Source organism: Muribaculum gordoncarteri (assembly GCF_004803695.1).
Classification (GTDB): domain Bacteria; phylum Bacteroidota; class Bacteroidia; order Bacteroidales; family Muribaculaceae; genus Muribaculum; species Muribaculum gordoncarteri.
Map to the genome: position 1 here is coordinate 1,434,981 of NZ_CP039393.1, position 17,840 is coordinate 1,452,820.

The 17,840-nt window shown below is 44.2% G+C and carries 14 protein-coding genes and 1 tRNA gene; 5 read left to right on the forward strand and 10 right to left on the reverse strand.

Annotated elements, in window-relative coordinates:
• The first annotated feature begins 146 nt into the window (after positions 1-146).
• Both E7746_RS06325 and E7746_RS06330 read left to right on the forward strand, forming a co-directional pair.
• A complete protein-coding gene (locus E7746_RS06325) occupies positions 147-1,025 on the forward strand; it encodes an OmpA/MotB family protein (protein WP_123397147.1) in 879 nt (292 codons plus the stop codon).
• Between the two features lie 91 nt (positions 1,026-1,116).
• Positions 1,117-1,782 carry a nitroreductase family protein gene (locus E7746_RS06330; protein ID WP_123397148.1) on the forward strand — a complete coding sequence of 222 codons (666 nt, stop codon included), beginning with the start codon at positions 1,117-1,119 and terminating at the stop codon, positions 1,780-1,782.
• Between the two features lie 104 nt (positions 1,783-1,886).
• On the opposite strand, the gene E7746_RS06335 is transcribed toward E7746_RS06330, so the two are convergent.
• The 4 genes from E7746_RS06335 to trxA form a co-directional block, all read right to left on the reverse strand.
• Positions 1,887-3,221 (reverse strand): NADP-specific glutamate dehydrogenase, encoded by a 1,335-nt coding sequence (locus E7746_RS06335; RefSeq protein ID WP_123397149.1) that lies wholly within the window; start codon positions 3,219-3,221, stop codon positions 1,887-1,889.
• Positions 3,222-3,335: 114 nt separating this feature from the next.
• Positions 3,336-6,296 (reverse strand): glycoside hydrolase family 3 N-terminal domain-containing protein, encoded by a 2,961-nt coding sequence (locus E7746_RS06340; RefSeq protein ID WP_168184317.1) that lies wholly within the window; start codon positions 6,294-6,296, stop codon positions 3,336-3,338.
• A gap of 21 nt (positions 6,297-6,317) precedes the next feature.
• Complete coding sequence (locus E7746_RS06345) at positions 6,318-7,775, reverse strand: bifunctional metallophosphatase/5'-nucleotidase (protein ID WP_136410214.1); 1,458 nt, start codon at positions 7,773-7,775, stop codon at positions 6,318-6,320.
• A gap of 714 nt (positions 7,776-8,489) precedes the next feature.
• Positions 8,490-8,786 carry a thioredoxin gene (gene trxA, locus E7746_RS06355; protein WP_123397153.1) on the reverse strand — a complete coding sequence of 99 codons (297 nt, stop codon included), beginning with the start codon at positions 8,784-8,786 and terminating at the stop codon, positions 8,490-8,492.
• 208 nt (positions 8,787-8,994) lie between these two features.
• Here trxA and dapA point away from each other — a divergent pair, with 208 nt between their 5' ends.
• Entirely contained in the window at positions 8,995-9,879 is an 885-nt protein-coding gene (dapA, locus tag E7746_RS06360) for a 4-hydroxy-tetrahydrodipicolinate synthase (RefSeq protein ID WP_136410216.1), read from the forward strand.
• A gap of 11 nt (positions 9,880-9,890) precedes the next feature.
• Positions 9,891-10,724, forward strand: coding sequence for a deoxyribonuclease IV (nfo, locus tag E7746_RS06365; protein ID WP_136410217.1), 834 nt, complete (start codon positions 9,891-9,893; stop codon positions 10,722-10,724).
• Positions 10,725-10,728: 4 nt separating this feature from the next.
• Here the strand turns inward: nfo and E7746_RS06370 are convergent, their stop codons facing one another.
• The 6 genes from E7746_RS06370 to E7746_RS06395 are packed head-to-tail and all read right to left on the reverse strand — an operon-like array spanning position 10,729 to position 17,423.
• Entirely contained in the window at positions 10,729-11,940 is a 1,212-nt protein-coding gene (locus E7746_RS06370) for a glycosyltransferase (RefSeq protein WP_238337351.1), read from the reverse strand.
• Positions 11,941-11,946: 6 nt separating this feature from the next.
• The gene (locus E7746_RS06375) at positions 11,947-13,491 is read right to left on the reverse strand and encodes an oligosaccharide flippase family protein (protein WP_136410218.1); all 1,545 of its coding nucleotides are present in this window, start codon (positions 13,489-13,491) and stop codon (positions 11,947-11,949) included.
• A gap of 3 nt (positions 13,492-13,494) precedes the next feature.
• A complete protein-coding gene (locus tag E7746_RS06380) occupies positions 13,495-14,781 on the reverse strand; it encodes a nucleotide sugar dehydrogenase (RefSeq protein WP_136410219.1) in 1,287 nt (428 codons plus the stop codon).
• On the reverse strand, positions 14,771-15,343 hold the full coding sequence (locus E7746_RS06385) for an acyltransferase (protein WP_136410220.1): 573 nt from the start codon (positions 15,341-15,343) through the stop codon (positions 14,771-14,773). The genes E7746_RS06380 and E7746_RS06385 overlap by 11 nt, the downstream gene beginning before the upstream one ends.
• Positions 15,340-16,443, reverse strand: coding sequence for a DegT/DnrJ/EryC1/StrS family aminotransferase (locus tag E7746_RS06390; protein ID WP_238337352.1), 1,104 nt, complete (start codon positions 16,441-16,443; stop codon positions 15,340-15,342). Before E7746_RS06390 ends, E7746_RS06385 begins: the two co-directional genes overlap by 4 nt.
• A 35-nt stretch (positions 16,444-16,478) precedes the next feature.
• Positions 16,479-17,423 carry a Gfo/Idh/MocA family protein gene (locus tag E7746_RS06395; protein WP_238337353.1) on the reverse strand — a complete coding sequence of 315 codons (945 nt, stop codon included), beginning with the start codon at positions 17,421-17,423 and terminating at the stop codon, positions 16,479-16,481.
• Positions 17,424-17,726: 303 nt separating this feature from the next.
• On the opposite strand from E7746_RS06395, the gene E7746_RS06400 reads away from it, so the two are divergent.
• A tRNA-Arg gene (locus E7746_RS06400) sits at positions 17,727-17,803 on the forward strand.
• The last annotated feature ends 37 nt before the right edge of the window (positions 17,804-17,840 follow it).

The following is a 17,840-nucleotide window of genomic DNA, read 5'->3' on the forward strand; positions in this document are numbered from 1 at the left end:
TAATTGCGGGCATCCTTCGTGTCGGCACTTTGCCCAATTCAGCAAATAGACCAGCGGGGCGCCCTACGCCCCACCCCCTTAACAGAACCGAAACACAATGCCGATTGTTAATAATTACGAGTTTATTAATTAAATTTTCAGAAACAATGAAATCACGCGGATTAATCATAGCCATAGCGGCTTCTGCCATTACACTTACAAGTTGTGTAAGCAATAAGAAGTATTCTTCACTACAGGGAGAGTATGACGCGCTAAACAAGGAATACAACGCCACCCAAATGGCCCTTGCCGAAAGCCGCGCCAATAACAAGAGCCTTGAAACAATGCTTGCCGAGGCCCGAAAACGTAATCAAGAGCTCAAAGATGATTATGCAGCCTTGCAAGGCTCTCTTGACCAAAGTCTTAAGCAAAGCGCACAAGGAAGCGTAAACATCTCGAAACTTGTCGATGAAATCAATGCCTCCAACAAATACATCAAGCAGCTTGTCGAAGCTAAGTCAAAATCCGACTCACTCAACATGGTGCTCACCAACAATCTGACCCGTTCACTGAGTCGTGACGAATTGCAGGATGTCGACATAAAGGTATTGAAGGGAGTCGTGTACATATCGCTCGCCGACAATATGCTTTTCAAATCGGGAAGCTATCAGATAAACGAAAGAGCGATGGAAACTCTTAGTAAAATCGCAAAGATTATCAAGGATTACCGTGACTACGATGTACTGGTTGAAGGCAATACCGACAATGTACCCATATCGCGTACAAACATCCGCAACAACTGGGATCTCAGCGCCCTTCGTGCATCATCGGTCGTACAGGTTCTACAGACAAAATTCGGTGTAAATCCTTCACGACTGTCAGCTGCCGGACGCGGAGAGTACAACCCCATTGCCGACAATTCAACCGATACGGGCCGTCAGAGAAACCGTCGTACCGAAATAATCATCACGCCCAAGCTCGACCAGTTCCTCGACCTCATCGATCAGGCACCCGAACATGAAGCCACAGATGATACCACAAAGTAAGCTCACATGATTTGCATAACAAGAGAGTCCGTCGGCAATAATTGCCGACGGATTTTCGTTATAGCCAATATAACACCGAAATAACGCACCGATGGATTACGACATAATAAAATCACGACATTCAGTACGCTCCTATACGCTACAGCCGTTGTCGGCCGATGAAGTTGCCATGCTTGACAGTCAAATCAGACGATACAATGCCGAAGGCTCACTAAACATGCAACTTGTTGTCAATGAGCCAAACGCATTCGGACGATCACTTATGGCCCACTACGGCAAATTTCGCAATGTCACCAATTACATAGCATTAACAGGGCCCAAAAGCAACGACACCGAAGCCAAACTCGGATATTACGGTGAAAAAATAGTACTCGAAGCTCAGAAAGCCGGACTCAACACCTGTTGGGTAGGCCTGTCGTTCAGCAAAAAAAATACATCCATAGACATTCCTGACGGCAACAAGTTATACGCCTTGATTGCCATAGGACATGGAGCCGAATCGGGAGCCGCCCATCGCATAAAAATGCCACAACAGATAAGCGACGACTACGCCACAGCACCCGACTGGTTCAAACGCGGAGTCGATTACGCATTACTTGCTCCAACGGCATTGAACCAACAGAAGTTCCATTTCCAATGGCTTGGCGACAACCGCGTCAAGGCATCGCGCGGCATCGGATTTTTCACCAAAATGGACCTCGGCATCGCTTGCTGTCACTTTGAATTGGGAGCCGGCATACCCATCGATTGGCAATAAACATCAGTCGAAGCATTCAATGTAATCATAAAAATAACGGGGTTGCATCGGTTGATGCAACCCCGTTGTTCAGGATATTGAGTATAGAATGTTGTTACCTTATTTTAGAGGATACCCTGTGCCATCATAGCACGTGCCACCTTCATGAATCCGGCAACATTGGCACCCTTCACGTAGTTAACATAGCCGTCAGGTTCCTTGCCGTATTTCTCACACTGGCCATGGATGTTAGCCATGATGCCCTTAAGCTTTTCGTCAACCTCCTCGGAGCTCCATGACAGCTTCTGTGAATTCTGAGCCATCTCAAGACCCGATACCGATACACCGCCTGCGTTGGCAGCCTTTCCGGGAGCATAGAGAATTCTTGCTTTCAAGAACTCCTTGATAGCCTCGGGAGTAGAAGGCATGTTTGCACCTTCGCTCACTGCTATACAGCCGTTGGCAAGAAGTGTGCGTGCATCATCACCATCAAGCTCGTTCTGAGTTGCCGACGGCATTGCAATGTCACACTTGTAAACCCAGGGACGACCGCCTTCAACATATTCGCAACCGTATTCTTCGGCAAATTCACGGATACGACCGCGATATTCATTCTTCAGTTTGAATATATAGTCAAGCTGCTCCTTGGTCAATCCTTCGGGAACGTAGATACAACCGTCAGAGTCGCTCATTGTCACAACCTTAGCACCAAGCTCAAGAAGCTTCTTGGCTGTATAGGTGGCCACGTTGCCCGAACCCGATATTGCCACTACCTTATCCTTAATATCGATGCCGCGTGTAGCAAGCATATTGAGCAGGAAGTAAACGTTACCGTAACCGGTTGCCTCAGGACGGATAAGAGAGCCGCCAAATTCAAGGCCCTTGCCGGTGAATGTTCCGGTAAACTCACGCGACATCTTCTTATACATACCATACATATAACCTACTTCACGACCGCCTACACCTATGTCACCAGCAGGCACATCGGTGTCAGGACCGATATGACGCCAAAGCTCTTCGATGAAGGCCTGGCAGAAGCGCATAACCTCCATGTCGCTCTTTCCTCGAGGCGAGAAGTCGGAACCACCTTTACCGCCACCCATTGCGAGTGTAGTAAGCGAGTTCTTGAAAGTCTGTTCAAAAGCAAGGAACTTAAGAATCGACTGATTTACTGATGAGTGGAAGCGTATACCTCCCTTGTACGGACCAATGGCGTTATTGTGCTGAATACGATATCCCATATTGTTTTGCACTTTTCCCTTATCATCAACCCACGATACACGGAATGAGAAAATACGATCGGGAATACATAGACGCTCAATCAGGTTGTAGCGGTCAAACTCGGGATGCTCGTTATATGCATCCTCGATTGTTGTGATTACTTCTTCTACTGCCTGAAGATATTCAGGTTCATTGGGAAAGCGACGCTTCAGGTCGTCCAATACTTCAGTTGCTTTCATGTAACTTTCTTGTTATAATTGTAGATAATTCTTAATTATTGCGACAAAGGTAATACAATATTCACTATTTTCCTAACATTTTTCAACTTTTTTGTGCGTTTTTGTCGCAATTCGCTATTTCATGGCATCATATACCGCACTCATTATAGCCGGGCGTATGTTAAGGCGGGTAAACGCACTGTTGTCACGCGACGGATTTACACGGTTGCAGAGAAACACATATATCAGTCCGTTATCGGGATCAACCCAGAAGCATGTGCCGGTAAATCCGATGTGCCCATAGGTCGATGCCGAAGCGTCAGGCGCTGTCGGTGTCTTCGCCTCGTTTTCCGTGTCAGGGCCGTCAAATCCCAACCAGCGGCGCGATTTCTTGCTCTTGGTCGTCGTAAACATCTTCACCGTTGAAGGCGACATTATCTGCCGGCCTCCGTAATTTCCGTCGTTAAGCCACATCTGACACAATTTGCCGAGATCGTTGGCGGTCGAAAACAGTCCGGCATTTCCCTGTACTCCCCCCGAAAAAGCGGCAAGTTCATCATGCACGTAACCATGTACCGTTTGACGACGCAAAAAGTTATCCTTTTCGGTAGGCGCGATTTCCGATGCCTTGTGATTCTTGGCAAGCGGGACATAGCAGGTGCGTGTTGCCCCTATCGGGCCATACACTCTCTTCTCCACAAACTCGTCATGCTTTTCGCCCGTAAGCTTCTCCTCCATTGCCATGAGCAAGGCGAAATTGAGGTCGGAATATAGGTAGTTTTTGGATTGACGTAGCTTTGAGTCGAAAATTCGCTGCATGAGAGTGTCACGTGTAGCCGCGCCCACATATACACCCTGCCCTATCTTCATCGGGAAATCCTTGCTCTCCGAAGCCGAAGTGATGTCCTTGCGCATTCGAGCCGTGTTGTTTCCATAGACACCTCGCGATATTTTTATTGTGTTGGCTCCTCGCTGGCGATAAGCAATCAACCGTCCCTTATAAGTCGCCGTATCCATTACGATTCCGGGGATGCTCAATGATGCAGGCAATCCGCTTTCATGAAGGAGCATCTGCCTTATGGTTATATCACTTTTATCGCCCGATTTAAGTCCTTCTACATATTTCGATACCGGATCGTCGAGTTTATAAAGACCTTCGTCGTAGGCGAGCATAAGTCCCGGCAACGTGCCTGCGACCTTACTCACCGATGCAATGTCATACATTGTCGAATCATTGACTCTACGGGTCTTTGCGGCATCCACATATCCGTAACTACGGTCGATTACAACATTACCGTCCTTTGCCACAAGCACCTGACATCCGGGGAATGCACCCGTACGCAATCCCACATTCACGAGCGAATCAACACGCTTGTCAAGCGATGAGTCAAATCCAATAGCAGTCGGCGAGGTGTAGCCAAGACGTGTCTTGACAAGCCCTACACATGCTCCCAATGGTGCAATGCCCTTTACATTCACGGGGAGCGAACCGTTTACGCGAATGCCTCCAAACACCGCTTGCGCTCCGTATTCCTGTGCAAGTTCACCGTTTTCACCTACGAGCAACAATGCCTTGCTGTCAAGCGGCGCAAATTTCGACATCTTGTAGGGGTTCATGAAGAACACCGTCACCAATCCCGAACAACCTTTGAGCTGCTTAAGCGCATTAACCGAGGTCGACTTGTCGTTATATACAGCCGCGATGACTATGTCATGCTTCTCGATCGATGCTATCTGCGTCGCAGTGAATGCTCCGATTGTTCCGTAAGCATCGACATCGGCATACTTTCCACAATAGCGGGTGAACGTATTCCCCTTGCCCTCTCCTATATTTACAACAGCTATCGATTTACGGTCAATGTCACGCACCGGAAGCAGATCATTATCATTGCTGACACACGTTATCATGGCCGATACGAGCTTGCGATTTACAGCATCGGCCTCAGGTGAGTTGAGTTTGCCCTTCAACGAAGCGCTGCTTACTGCCTTGTGACCCGTCGAAAGTCCAAGTGCATATTTATATTCGAGCATCTTGCGACAACGTTCATTGATTGAGTTTTCCGATATCTTACCCGACTTTACCGCCGCCAAAACAGCTGCAATGTCACCCTTGACCGACGACGGTGAGAGCAGCACATCGGCACCAGCCATCAATGCCGCCACACAATTATTCTCGCCAACTATGGCCCCTTTCATGGCAAGTGCATCGGTAAACACCATGCCGCGAAATCCCATGTCCTTTTTCAGCAAATCGGTGATTATGCGATGTGACATCGATGCAGGCACACCCGTGGAGTCGAGCGACGGCACGTTAAGGTGTCCCACCATCACCCCCGACAGGCCGTCATCGATGTAACGGCGGAACGGCATGAGGTCGACATCGCGCATCACCTCGACGCTGTGATCAATCGTAGGCATCGACTTATGGGAGTCGACCGAAGTGTCGCCATGTCCCGGGAAATGCTTCGACACCGACATGACGCCTCCATCCTCAAGTCCTCGCGAATAAGCGATTCCAAGTCGTGCCACACGGTCGGCATCCTCACCAAACGACCGATAGCCTATAACCGGATTATCGGGATTGGAATTCACATCAAGCACAGGGGCGAAATTGACCGTTATACCCATCAATTTGCACTGACGAGCCACTTCACGACCGTAGTCATAGAGCAGGTTCTCATCGGCAATGGCACCAAGGCCCATATTATAAGGGAAGCGTGTAGTTCCCGGAACTCTCATTGACAGTCCCCACTCTCCGTCGAGAGTTATCATCAACGGAACCTTGGCTATCGACTGCGCATAGTCGATCAACGTTGCATATTGGTCTATGCTTCCTTTGCTGAACAACAAGCCGCCCACTCCTTCGGTCTTAACATAACGGTATATCACCTGTTTGGCGGTGGCGATGTGCGTCGGGTCGACCACAGGCACTACAAGTTGTCCGACACGCTGCTCCATTGTCAGCGAACTAAACACCGAGTCCACCCATGCATCGCAATCGCCGCCTTTGCTGTGCGACAACAGTTTAGGCTGCACCGCACCTACATGAAAAGCCGTTGCCACAAGCAACGACATTATTATAAGCACTCTCTTCATAATCTCATCCATTAAAAACCGTTACATTCGCGGCTTGTTGTCATTGTATTTTATTGTCTTGTTTTTCTGTTCAACGATATATTTTATCATCACTTCGTCAAGCTTTTCATCGCTGCGGGCTGTGATTTTTCCATGAGTCAGCGGCTCCATGTAGTCGCCACCGTTGGCAAGATAGTCTATTGTCACCACCCGATAGAGGCGTTCCGGATCGATGTTACGCCAGTCAAAACCTGCGCTCACGCCGTCGCCGCCGCGATGTTCCATCACCTTGAACGCGCCAATCAGGTCGCTTCCTTTCAGTTCAAGCAGCACCAGATGGTTGTCAAATGGCAGCATAGTCATTATCTGCCCCATGGTAATGTCACCCTTCGGAAGTCCGCGTCGTATTCCGCCTTTATTGACTATCGACAGATCCACATTGCTGTCAGGCGACAATCGGCGGCCCATCTCCAGCATCACATCGGCCACCCAGTTAAGCAACAGGTCGCTGCTCGACGACATCTCCTTGTCAAGTCGTCCTATGCGCTCTCCCATCAGGCGCTCCACTCCGGCCTTGTATGGCTCAAGTATCGATGCGGCATCACGGTCTATGCGGTCGTCAAGGCGACGGTCCACAGTCAGGAGCCGATAGTCGCTCTTCATCGAAGGCAGGTCTACGACAATCTCACCGAGATACTGTCCGCGACTTCCGGTCTGCGTCACAAGCACGGTGTCGCCCACGGCATTGACCACATGAAATACCGGAGCTTTCGGCGACTTCGGGTCGATTGTCGTGTGAGAGTGTCCCCCTATTATAAGGTCGATATTCTTTGAGGCGACCGCAAGGTCAATATCGCTCGGCGTGGGCGGATTGCTTGTGTCATATCCTATATGTGTCACCGCAATAACCCCGTCGACATGCTCGTTATGCTTAAGGTGCCATGCCGTGGCATTGGCTGCCTCAATGGCATCGAGATACACGATTCCCTCGGCGTTCTTGTCGGCAATCATTCCTTTAGGATCGAGATTCAGCGCAATCACTCCTATCGAACTGTTGCCATAACGCTTTATCGTATATGGAGCAAATAGTGAGTCAAGCGGAGTGCCGCGCATGTCGTAATTGGTCGACAGCCTCTCGGCATTCACGCCGCGCCACTGCTCGGCAAGAGCCTCCATACCGTTGTCAAACTCATGGTTGCCCAATATCTGTATGTCATATCCGAGAGCATTCATCATTTTGCGCTCGACTTCGCCGCCATAGAGGGTGAAATAGAGCGTACCCTGCACGGCATCGCCGGCATCGATGAGCAACACGTTGTCATGGACGGCTCTCACGCTGTCGACAAGCACCTTTCGGCGCAGTATGCCTCCAAGGTCACGGTCGTTAGGCTCAATCTGGCTATGCGTGTCGTTGGTGTGGAGTATTACCAGCTCCTCGGCATCGACTGCAATGCCACCGGCCATCAACACGCCGCATAATAGCAATCTTTCAAGTATCATACTTTATTAAATGTAATTTATCACTACGAAGATAGCCAAATAAGCCATAATATACAAATCATATTAGAGCCGGTTCGACAATAAATATTAACGGCAGGGTCGCATAGTGCGGAGCGATTTTTGGTTTGCGAGGAAGGAGTGTACTGGATGTACACGACTGACAAACAGACCGAAAAGCGCCCGCAATATGCGAGGCGATGGTAATTTCGGTTCAACCAAAAGGGGAAAAGGTGTGATTTGTGTTATATCTCAATAACATAAATCATTGACTCCATGAAAATAAAGTTTAAGCATTGCCGGCGGAAGCGCATCCGTAAGTTTTTGTCAGGCTTCCATGGAAAGGAACGGACAGGCCTCTATAAGATAATCACAGCTATTGCATATCCGGTTTACACCGGATGTCAGTGGAAGATGCTGCCTCGATATTTGACGGGACGAAAGTTACCTTCGCCTCGGCCACTCGTTGGCGCTTTTCTTCATCTCTTTCGGTCACGATGGAGCCCCATCGCTCCCTCAAGAGCTAAAGAAAATCACTCAACAATTGACCGCCCTGCCGTTAACATTTATTGTCGAACCGGCTCTTAATAGAATCGGCCCCGCTTCAATGTAGAAACAGGGCCGATGAAAAATTCCAAAAAACCAAATATTAAATCAAGAAGGTAAATAGTGAATCGTATTGAATAATGTATTCATTAGGTTAGAAATCTATGAGTGTCATGCCATCTCCTTAAGCTTTGCCTCAAGGTCGGCGGCTGTGTGTACACCTGCTGCTCTCCACTTCACCTCTCCGTCCTTGAAGATGATGAGCGTAGGCACCGACATAACCCTATACTCCTGGGCGAGAGCCTGATTCTTGTCGACATCGATCTTGACTATGGTCACCGAGTCGCCAAGTTTATCCTTCAACTGCTCAAGAATAGGATGCATCATTTTACAAGGGCCACACCATGTAGCAAAGAAGTCGACCAATGTCGGCTTGCTATCTTTGATAATATCAATAAATTCGCTCATAACAGTAAGTTTTAATTACGTTGATATAACATATAAAAGGCTCGTTAGGTTCTTGAACGATGCTTAATTTTTATAATCCCGGACCGATGCCTCACCTCACAATACGAATATTTTTAGCCATGTTTCAATGATTTTTATCAGCAGATGTTGTGAAAAATATCGAATATGCCTAACTTTGTACCGCAAAAACAGCATCTATCGATACGCTATGGCCCGAATTAATCTAAAAGGCATGGGTGTGGCTCTCGTCACCCCTTTCAAGCAAGACAAGTCGATTGACTTCGACGCTCTTGCCCGCTTGCTCGAATATCAGATAAAAAGCGGCGTCGACTACCTCGTAGTATTGGGTACGACCGCCGAAACCGCAACTCTCACGCCCGACGAGAAGCATCGGGTGCGTGACTTCGTCGTTGAACGCGTAGCCGGTAGAGTGCCGCTCGTCATTGGAATCGGAGGCAACAACACCATGGCGCTTGTCGAAGAACTGCGCACAACCGACCTATCGCCATTCAGCGCCGTGCTTTCGGTAGTGCCCTACTACAACAAGCCGTCGCAGGAGGGCATATACCAACACTACTGCGAGATAGCAAAGGCATCGCCTATTCCTGTCATATTATATAATGTACCCGGACGCACCGGCGTAAACATGACCGCCGAAACCACACTGCGACTTGCAGCTGAGTTTGACAATATAATAGGAGTAAAGGAAGCGTCGGGCAACATTTCGCAGATGGACGACATCATAAAGAACAAGCGCGACGACTTCATGGTAATCTCGGGAGATGACGGCATCACATTCCCGCTCATAACACTGGGAGCCGTAGGCGTTATCTCGGTTATCGGCAATGCATTCCCCCGTGAATTTTCACGCATGGTGCGACTTGCGCTTCAAGGTGATTATGCACGCGCCCTCACTATTCATCACCGATTCACCGAATTATTCAGCCTGCTGTTTGTCGACGGAAATCCGGCAGGAGTAAAATGCCTACTGCATGCCATGGGATTCATCGAAAACGAACTTCGACTCCCACTCGTGCCCACACGCATCACCACTTACGAAAAGATACGCAAGGTGCTTGAAAGCCTTGGCTGATTTCGATAAAGATGAAACGCATAGGAGCACATGTATCGGCCGGCGGAGGCGTTGAGAACGCACCGGTCAATGCAGTCGGCATCGGCGCTGACGCATTTGCTTTGTTCACCAAAAATCAAAGGCAATGGGTGGCTAAGGCTTTGACCGACGACAGTATCAACCTGTTTAAAGGCCGCGTGAAAGAGAGCGGACTTGAAACACGCTACATATTGCCCCACGACAGTTACCTCATAAATCTCGGACATCCCGACCCGGAAGCAATTGCCAAGAGCCGTGACGCATTCATCGACGAGATGAAACGCTGCGAGCAACTCGGCCTGCAGTTGCTGAATTTCCATCCAGGAAGCCATCTTAACAAAATAACCGTTGAAGAGTGCCTCGACCGTGTGGCCGAATCAATCAATATCGCGCTTGGCCAAACATCGGGTGTGACAGCCGTGATTGAAAACACTGCCGGGCAAGGCAGCAACATAGGCAACCGGTGGGAGCACCTGCGTTACATAATCGACCGCGTCGACGACAAGAGCCGCGTAGGTGTGTGCATCGACACCTGCCATGCGTTTGCCGCAGGATACGACCTCGCCGACCACTATGATGAAACTTTCGATGAATTTGACAACATCGTGGGATTCAGCTATCTGAGGGCATTCCACCTCAACGACACCAAGAAGCCACTCGGAAGCCGTGTCGACCGTCACGAGTCAATAGGCAGGGGATGCATAGGCATCGATTTCTTCAAGCGCCTCATGGCCGACCCGCGATTTGACGACATGCCCCTCATCCTCGAAACACCTGATGAATCAATCTGGCCCGAAGAGATAGCCCTGCTCCGCTCTTTCTGCTGATAAACTATTGATTTGGCAAATGTTCCGAAAGATAATCAAGTAGAATCTTGGTTTGGTTAAAGCGTCGACACTGTTTTATCTTGTTCCAATCCCGAGGTAATACCTCTCTATTTTTCCAAATTGAATAACATTTAAGAATCATGCTTTTAATGCCTTCAATATCTGATTCTTTTACAGTAAATCCAGCTCTTGTTTCTCTAAGCAAATCGCCGACTACATCATCAGGATCGTATAATGCCAATATTGGTTTATTTGTTGCAAGATAATCAAATATCTTACCTGAATAAACACCTTTTCGCCCTAAAGGATGAATCATTACCAATACATCAACTTCAGTTGTAGATATACGTATAGCTTCATCATGTGGAACCGATTCAATCTCAAATACATTATTAATGATATTGTCAGGGATTTTAATTTTCATATTATTCCCTATAATTTTTATAATACTGTCTTTTGGAATCCGCCCTTCGGATATCAATTCTGAAAAAGCATGAAACCAGTTATCCGGCTTAATTTTATCATAGAATTGTCCGATATAACCCATAGTGAACTTTGATTGGAAATTCACATCATACACTTCTTCATAATCATATCCATTTCTGACTTCCAAATAATTGCTACTACTATGCATTTTCCTAAAGTCATCCAATATGGGTTTTGAAACAGATAGCACAAGGTCGGCATTTTTCAAAAATAGACGTTCATAAATTGCAATATATGCCGATTTATATTTTTTACTAAAATATGGATGTTTTGACATTTCATCCCTCATATCTGCAATCCAAAAAAATTTGTGACCAACTAACTGCAAATTCAAGGCCGCTAGATGCGGTGATATAGGCATATAAGAACTTAGCACTACATCATATCTATTCTCTTTAAATAATTTATTGGCCTTTTTAAAAACTCGGAATCCCCAAAACAGGTTATAATCCAAAAATATTCTGTTCAGTAATGACGCAGTTATTCTACGCACCGTCCATCGCTTTCGTCTTTTAATTTTATCTCGAAGATACGATACGGTCATTATCTTGTTCTTAACATAACTTACTTTGCAACCGTTCCATTCAGTATCCATGTCTTGATCACCTTCGGCAATTACAGTGACAGAATGTCCTGCATTTCTTATATACTTTGCAAATGCATTTATACGAAATGAGGCAATACTATTTCTTGGATAGAAGTATTTGCTTATAATCAGAATATTCATCATCTCAGTCTATTTACTCTCCTCCATAAGTTGTCGAGAAGATTCCGTTTTAAATTTATTGGCAAAAATATCAAGCATGGGTTTAATTATATCAATATACCCAACTCCTAATCTTGATACAAAAGGGAAATATATGAGTGCATATACAACTCCTCCTATAGCAAGAACAGCAAGGACATTTGTAATTCCTGTAATATGAACTAAAAAACGCGCCATAAGGCATGAAATAATCGATGCAAACAGAATCTTAGACATTGCTCCCAAAGGTATCAATTTAAATAAACTTGATTCCAATGACTTCGCTATTGTAATTAGCATAACAAATAGGCAAAACACAGTACAACACGTGGCTATAATTGCGATAGCGATTATGCTTGGGAAAAAATTGACACACAGTACATCAAGCGCCAAAATCATTATAGCCGTAACAAGATGAGTATTAGCGAATCCACGGCCAAGCCCCAATGAAAGCATTATTGGCGAATATGCAACAACCCGTACTATGCCAATAACGGACACAATCATGAATAGAAAAGCAGCACTTCTATAGTTTTCGCCATAAATGAATGCCATAATCTCACCTGCAAATATTAAACAGAACACTGACAGCGGATATATTATAGTCGATGATTTATACCACACAGTCCTCCACAAAGCAACAAAATTCTGCTTATCATCACCATTGCTAGACATCCTCGAAAATTCAGGGAAAATAACTCCTGAGGCAGCACCAATAACCATGCCTAAAAAGGGCAATTCCTTATAACCGTTAGAAAACAATGCAAATTCTTCTACTCCAAAATAACGACTAACAAAGAACAAACTCGACGCCCCAATAAAAAATCCATAAATTCCCTGCATCATCACAGGAAATGAATATGACATTATATCTCCGATCCTAATATTGCTCTTATATGATGTCACTCTCTTAAACGGCCAATAGGATAACCAAAACCCTGCTATACTTGAAAAAGCCGATGAAACCACAAATCCACAAATAGCCCCTGTAACACCACCATCAAATACGACTACTGACATAACCGTGCACACAATCATCATCAGCCGTCCGGCAAATACATAGAACAGCAACATAGCTCCATACCCGTAAACGACCAATATGCTCTCCACTCCCATTACAGGCATAAGCAACATAGGTGTTATTGCAAAATAGCGCAAATTATCAACGAGCAACTCATTGCCCATAATATCAGAAATAAAGTCGGCTCCCAGATACAAAAATATCGAAAACAAAGCCGATAAGGCAAAAAACAATTTGTTTAATAGCTTAACAATATCGGCGCCATATTCAATAGGTACACGTGCAAGAAAATAGGAATAACATTTCGGCAAACCCATTGAAAACACAACGAGCAATGTCGTATATATGAAAATCACTTGTCGATATGTGCCATATTCTACAACAGCCATATAACGGCTAAGAATCGCGGCAGTTATTATGCCTACACTAAATGACATAAGATTGGCCAATGCCAACAAAAAAGTCAACATAGTGCGATTCTTCGGACTATTTGTAGTAACGACATCGACAATCATAAGTTATAAACTATAGTAATTCAATGTTTTTACCTTATTTTTATATATTCCCCTTATGTCTACAAGCAATGATTTACTGCTACGTGCAATGGACATAAAATAATCATTATCAAGATCTATATAACAATCATGAGCAACTGTCACTATTATCAAGTCATAAGGAGCTTCAGGATCTAATTTCAAGTCACGACCATACATGGCTTTTGCTTTGGTCGGATTAACAAATGGATCTACAATGTCAACCTCCATAGAGGCTTCTTCCAATTGCTTAACAATAGGCTCCACAAGCGTATTGCGTATATCGTCAATATTTTCTTTATAAGCATATCCCATTACCAATGCTCTTATCGGTTGTTCAGCGCTTTTAACAATGGTATCAATACGTTTAAGCGATTCCTGAACAATGAATGACGCCATATCGTCATTGACTAAACTACTCATTTTTACAAGCCTCATGTCAATATTCCGTTCCAATGCAGCAGACACTAAAAACCAAGGAGCGACAGGTATGCAATGACCACCCACCAGTCCCGGAGAATAATTTACAAAATTCCATTTAGTCGATGCAGCTTTCAAAACTTCTGTCATATCGATATCCATAGCAGAAAATAGCATCGCCATCTCGTTCATCAATGCGATATTGACATTACGCTGAGTATTCTCAAGCACTTTTGATGCCTCTGCAACCTTTATACAAGACACTAATTCAACTCCTGCATCCACAATATTATTGTATATATTGGCAATACAATCCAACGCTTCATCATCACAAGCACTCACAATTTTAACAGTATTAGTCAGTGTATGTTTCGCGTCATTTGGATTTATACGTTCAGGTGTATACCCTACTTTAAAGTCATCACCACAAACAAGGCCTGACTCCTTTTCCAATACAGGTATGCATTTATCCTCAGTACATCCAGGATAAACAGTAGATTCATATACGACAAAATTCCCGGGCTTAAGACATTTTCCAACAACGGTACTTGATTCAAGTAATTGGTTCAAATCTGGATTTTTATTCTCATCAATAGGAGTTGGAACAGAAATCACATATAATGAAGCATCCGAAATATCAGCAGCATTTGATGTGAAAGTTATGTCAATAGCTTCTTCAAATGTTCCTTGCAATTCTTCTATACGCTCCGAACTTATATCATAGCCTATTGTACGAAAACGCTTCGCAAATTCAATTGCCAACGGAAATCCAACATAACCGAGTCCCAAAACTGCAACTGAAGCCTTATGCTCTTTGAGCTTTTCATATAGATTAAAGTCTTTACAATACATAGACATTATCTTTAAATTTACAATATCGGTGTCCCGACTCTGAACATATAGCGACATCGTACTTGTTGAATTCAAGTCGATGCCCACATTTACACATCCATCCTTTACAGCGAGCAGGCACACCCATAACAATTGCATAATCGGGAACAGAATCAGTCACTACTGCACCTGCACCTATAAAAGCATACTTGCCAATCTCTACACCACATACAATAGTGGCATTGGCCCCTATCGTTGCACCACGATGCACAATCGTAGACTCGTATTTCCCTTTACGGGGGAATTCGCTCCTCGGATTTCTCACATTCGTGAATACGCATGAAGGGCCTAAGAATACATCGTCTTCACAAATGACACCATCATACACCGATACATTATTCTGAATCTTTACATTATTACCTATTATCGCACTACCGGCTATCATGACATTCTGACCTATATTGCATGAATTTCCCAATACGGCACCTTCCATGATATGCACAAAATGCCAAATATGACATCCATTACCTATAATAGCGCCATTGTCTATAACAGCAGTGGGATGAATATATGTATCAATCATGATTTATACACATTATGGTTATTAAAATACGCTTTCACTGCATAAGCTATTTCATCTTGTTGGCCATATGTAAGTTCACCATACATAGGTAATGATAAAACCGATTTACATAGAGAATGACAAATATTCATTTCAGGATCACACAACCCTTTACCCCAGTATGCCGGCTGTTCAAACAGTGGCATAGGATAATAGACCATTGATTGTATTCCTCGGGTCATCAGCATTTCTTTAAGTTCATCACGCATAGATGGCTTAATCTTGATCGTGTACTGATGATAAACATGTTTACCGTAATTAACTTCAACCGGCAGCTCAATATCCTCTATATCACTCAGCAGTTTCGAATAGTGTTCGGCTAACATCCTGCGTCCTCTTATAGATTGTGACAAATGCTTTAATTTAACCCTTAACACAGCGGCCTGCATAGTGTCAAGACGAGAATTAAAACCTATCATTTCATGCATATATTTATAACATTGCCCATGGTTGGATAATTCTCTCACACGTTTGGCCAGAATATCACTATTTGTAAATACAGCACCACCATCACCATAGCATCCAAGCATTTTTGTCGGGAAAAATGAGGTATAACCTATATCACCAATTCCACCCGCATAAATTTCTTTTCCGGAGTTCATACGGCATAATGCGCCGAATGATTGTGCATTATCCTCAATAACCATTATTTTATGGCTACGAGATATTTCCATCAAATCCGACATATTGCACGGCTGTCCAAATAAATGAACCGGAACTATCGCCTTTGTCCTATCCGATATTACCCTCTCAACGCTTTTAACATCAATATTGAAAGTTGTATTATCAACATCGGCAAAAACAGGCACACCTCCAAGCAATAGCACACCTTCTACAATAGAAGCAAATGCAAATGACGGAACAATAACTTCATCGCCGGGCATTAAATCCATAGCCATAAGAGAAAGTATCAATGCATCAGTGCCGTTACCACATGTTATGCAATGCCTGACACCTATATATTCGGCCAATTCCTCCTCAAGCAATGCAACCTCAGCTCCCTTTATAAAATCAGATGATGCAACAACACCCATTATGGCACTGTCAATCTCTTTCTTCATACTAAGATACTGACTATATAAATCAACCATTTTTATCATAACCGCAAACGATATAAAAGTGGATGATACTCTCTGTTCAATGTAGATATTCCGGCATTACGGATAGTTTCAAGTGTATAAATTGTTGTCTTTACATCATCTATGGAAAATCCCGAACCATTGATTATCTCAAAGTAACTCTGTCTATGTAAATCAGTAAATCCACCGGTAAAATCAATGCACTTCCCATCTACAACAATTTGCCTATAAGGCGACATTTTGTCATCTGTTACATCAGGTCTATGTTGTGGATTTATGCTCAAAAAGAATCGCACCCTTGCATTTTCTAATTCCAAATATCCGGCGACACAATCTTCAGACGAATAATGAACATTGACATTATTGGCCGGGCCAAATATCCAATGAAGCATATCTATAAAATGAACACCTATGTTTGTCACCAACCCACCACTCTTCAACAGGTCACCTTTCCATGACTCGGCATACCAACGACCACGTGGAGTAATGTAGGCCAAATCCACATCATGGAATTTATTTTTGTCTGAATTAAAAACTTCCTGTTTCAACTTCATAATCTCAGGATGAAGCCTTAATTGCAATATCGTCCATATATCATGCCCGAACGACTTACGACATTCATCCATTCTATTTAATTCTTCAAAAGTTAAAGCCAACGGTTTTTCGCATATAACATCAACTCCGGCTTCAAGTCCTGCTAATGTATGAGGACAATGCAGATAGTTTGGCGTACAAACAGTAAGGTAATCAACATTATTTTCATGAATACTATGCATAAACGAATTGAAGCTTGTAGTGAAATAAGCGTCAGGGAAATAACTGTCAATCACACCGACGCTGTCAAATAAATCATGGGCTGACACTACATTTTGGCCCAATGACTTAATGGCTTTCAAATGTCTTAAAGCAATGTATCCAGCAATACCGATAATTGCAAAACGTTTATTAATATTTTCTATCACAATCCGTTCAGATACTTTAATATTCCAATAATAACACAAAGATAAGAAATCAAATCATATCTGACAAGCAATTTATAACAATAATTACCCCCCCCGATAAATCATTAATTATCAGCTAATTGCACCACAGACACATCTCTTCACAACCATTAAAAGCACATACGAATAGGTTATTATTTTGCTCATAAAAATATTCTCTAAAAAACGATGTGACTATAAAACATATAAATAATTAATCGACATGGGTCAAAATTTTGTCCATGTCAAAATAAAGCATTAACTTTGCACTCGCAAATAAATGCTGGTTCGGTAGCTCAGCTGAATAGAGCAACAGCCTTCTAAGCTGTGGGTCCTGGGTTTGAGTCCCAGCCGAATCACCAAGGGTCACCATCACGGCGACCCTTTTTTCATGCCGCT

Bases quoted from the DNA above. Each gene is read 5' to 3' on its own strand.
- E7746_RS06370 (WP_238337351.1), bottom strand. From the start codon at position 11,940: ATGATGAATATTCTGATTATAAGCAAATACTTCTATCCAAGAAATAGT.
- E7746_RS06380 (WP_136410219.1), bottom strand. From the start codon at position 14,781: ATGTATTGTAAAGACTTTAATCTATATGAAAAGCTCAAAGAGCATAAG.
- E7746_RS06390 (WP_238337352.1), bottom strand. From the start codon at position 16,443: ATGAAGAAAGAGATTGACAGTGCCATAATGGGTGTTGTTGCATCATCT.
- E7746_RS06330 (WP_123397148.1), top strand. From the start codon at position 1,117: ATGGATTACGACATAATAAAATCACGACATTCAGTACGCTCCTATACG.
- E7746_RS06375 (WP_136410218.1), bottom strand. From the start codon at position 13,491: ATGATTGTCGATGTCGTTACTACAAATAGTCCGAAGAATCGCACTATG.
- trxA (WP_123397153.1), bottom strand. From the start codon at position 8,786: ATGAGCGAATTTATTGATATTATCAAAGATAGCAAGCCGACATTGGTC.
- dapA (WP_136410216.1), top strand. From the start codon at position 8,995: ATGGCCCGAATTAATCTAAAAGGCATGGGTGTGGCTCTCGTCACCCCT.
- E7746_RS06345 (WP_136410214.1), bottom strand. From the start codon at position 7,775: ATGATACTTGAAAGATTGCTATTATGCGGCGTGTTGATGGCCGGTGGC.
- E7746_RS06385 (WP_136410220.1), bottom strand. From the start codon at position 15,343: ATGATTGATACATATATTCATCCCACTGCTGTTATAGACAATGGCGCT.
- E7746_RS06335 (WP_123397149.1), bottom strand. From the start codon at position 3,221: ATGAAAGCAACTGAAGTATTGGACGACCTGAAGCGTCGCTTTCCCAAT.
- nfo (WP_136410217.1), top strand. From the start codon at position 9,891: ATGAAACGCATAGGAGCACATGTATCGGCCGGCGGAGGCGTTGAGAAC.
- E7746_RS06340 (WP_168184317.1), bottom strand. From the start codon at position 6,296: ATGAAGAGAGTGCTTATAATAATGTCGTTGCTTGTGGCAACGGCTTTT.
- E7746_RS06325 (WP_123397147.1), top strand. From the start codon at position 147: ATGAAATCACGCGGATTAATCATAGCCATAGCGGCTTCTGCCATTACA.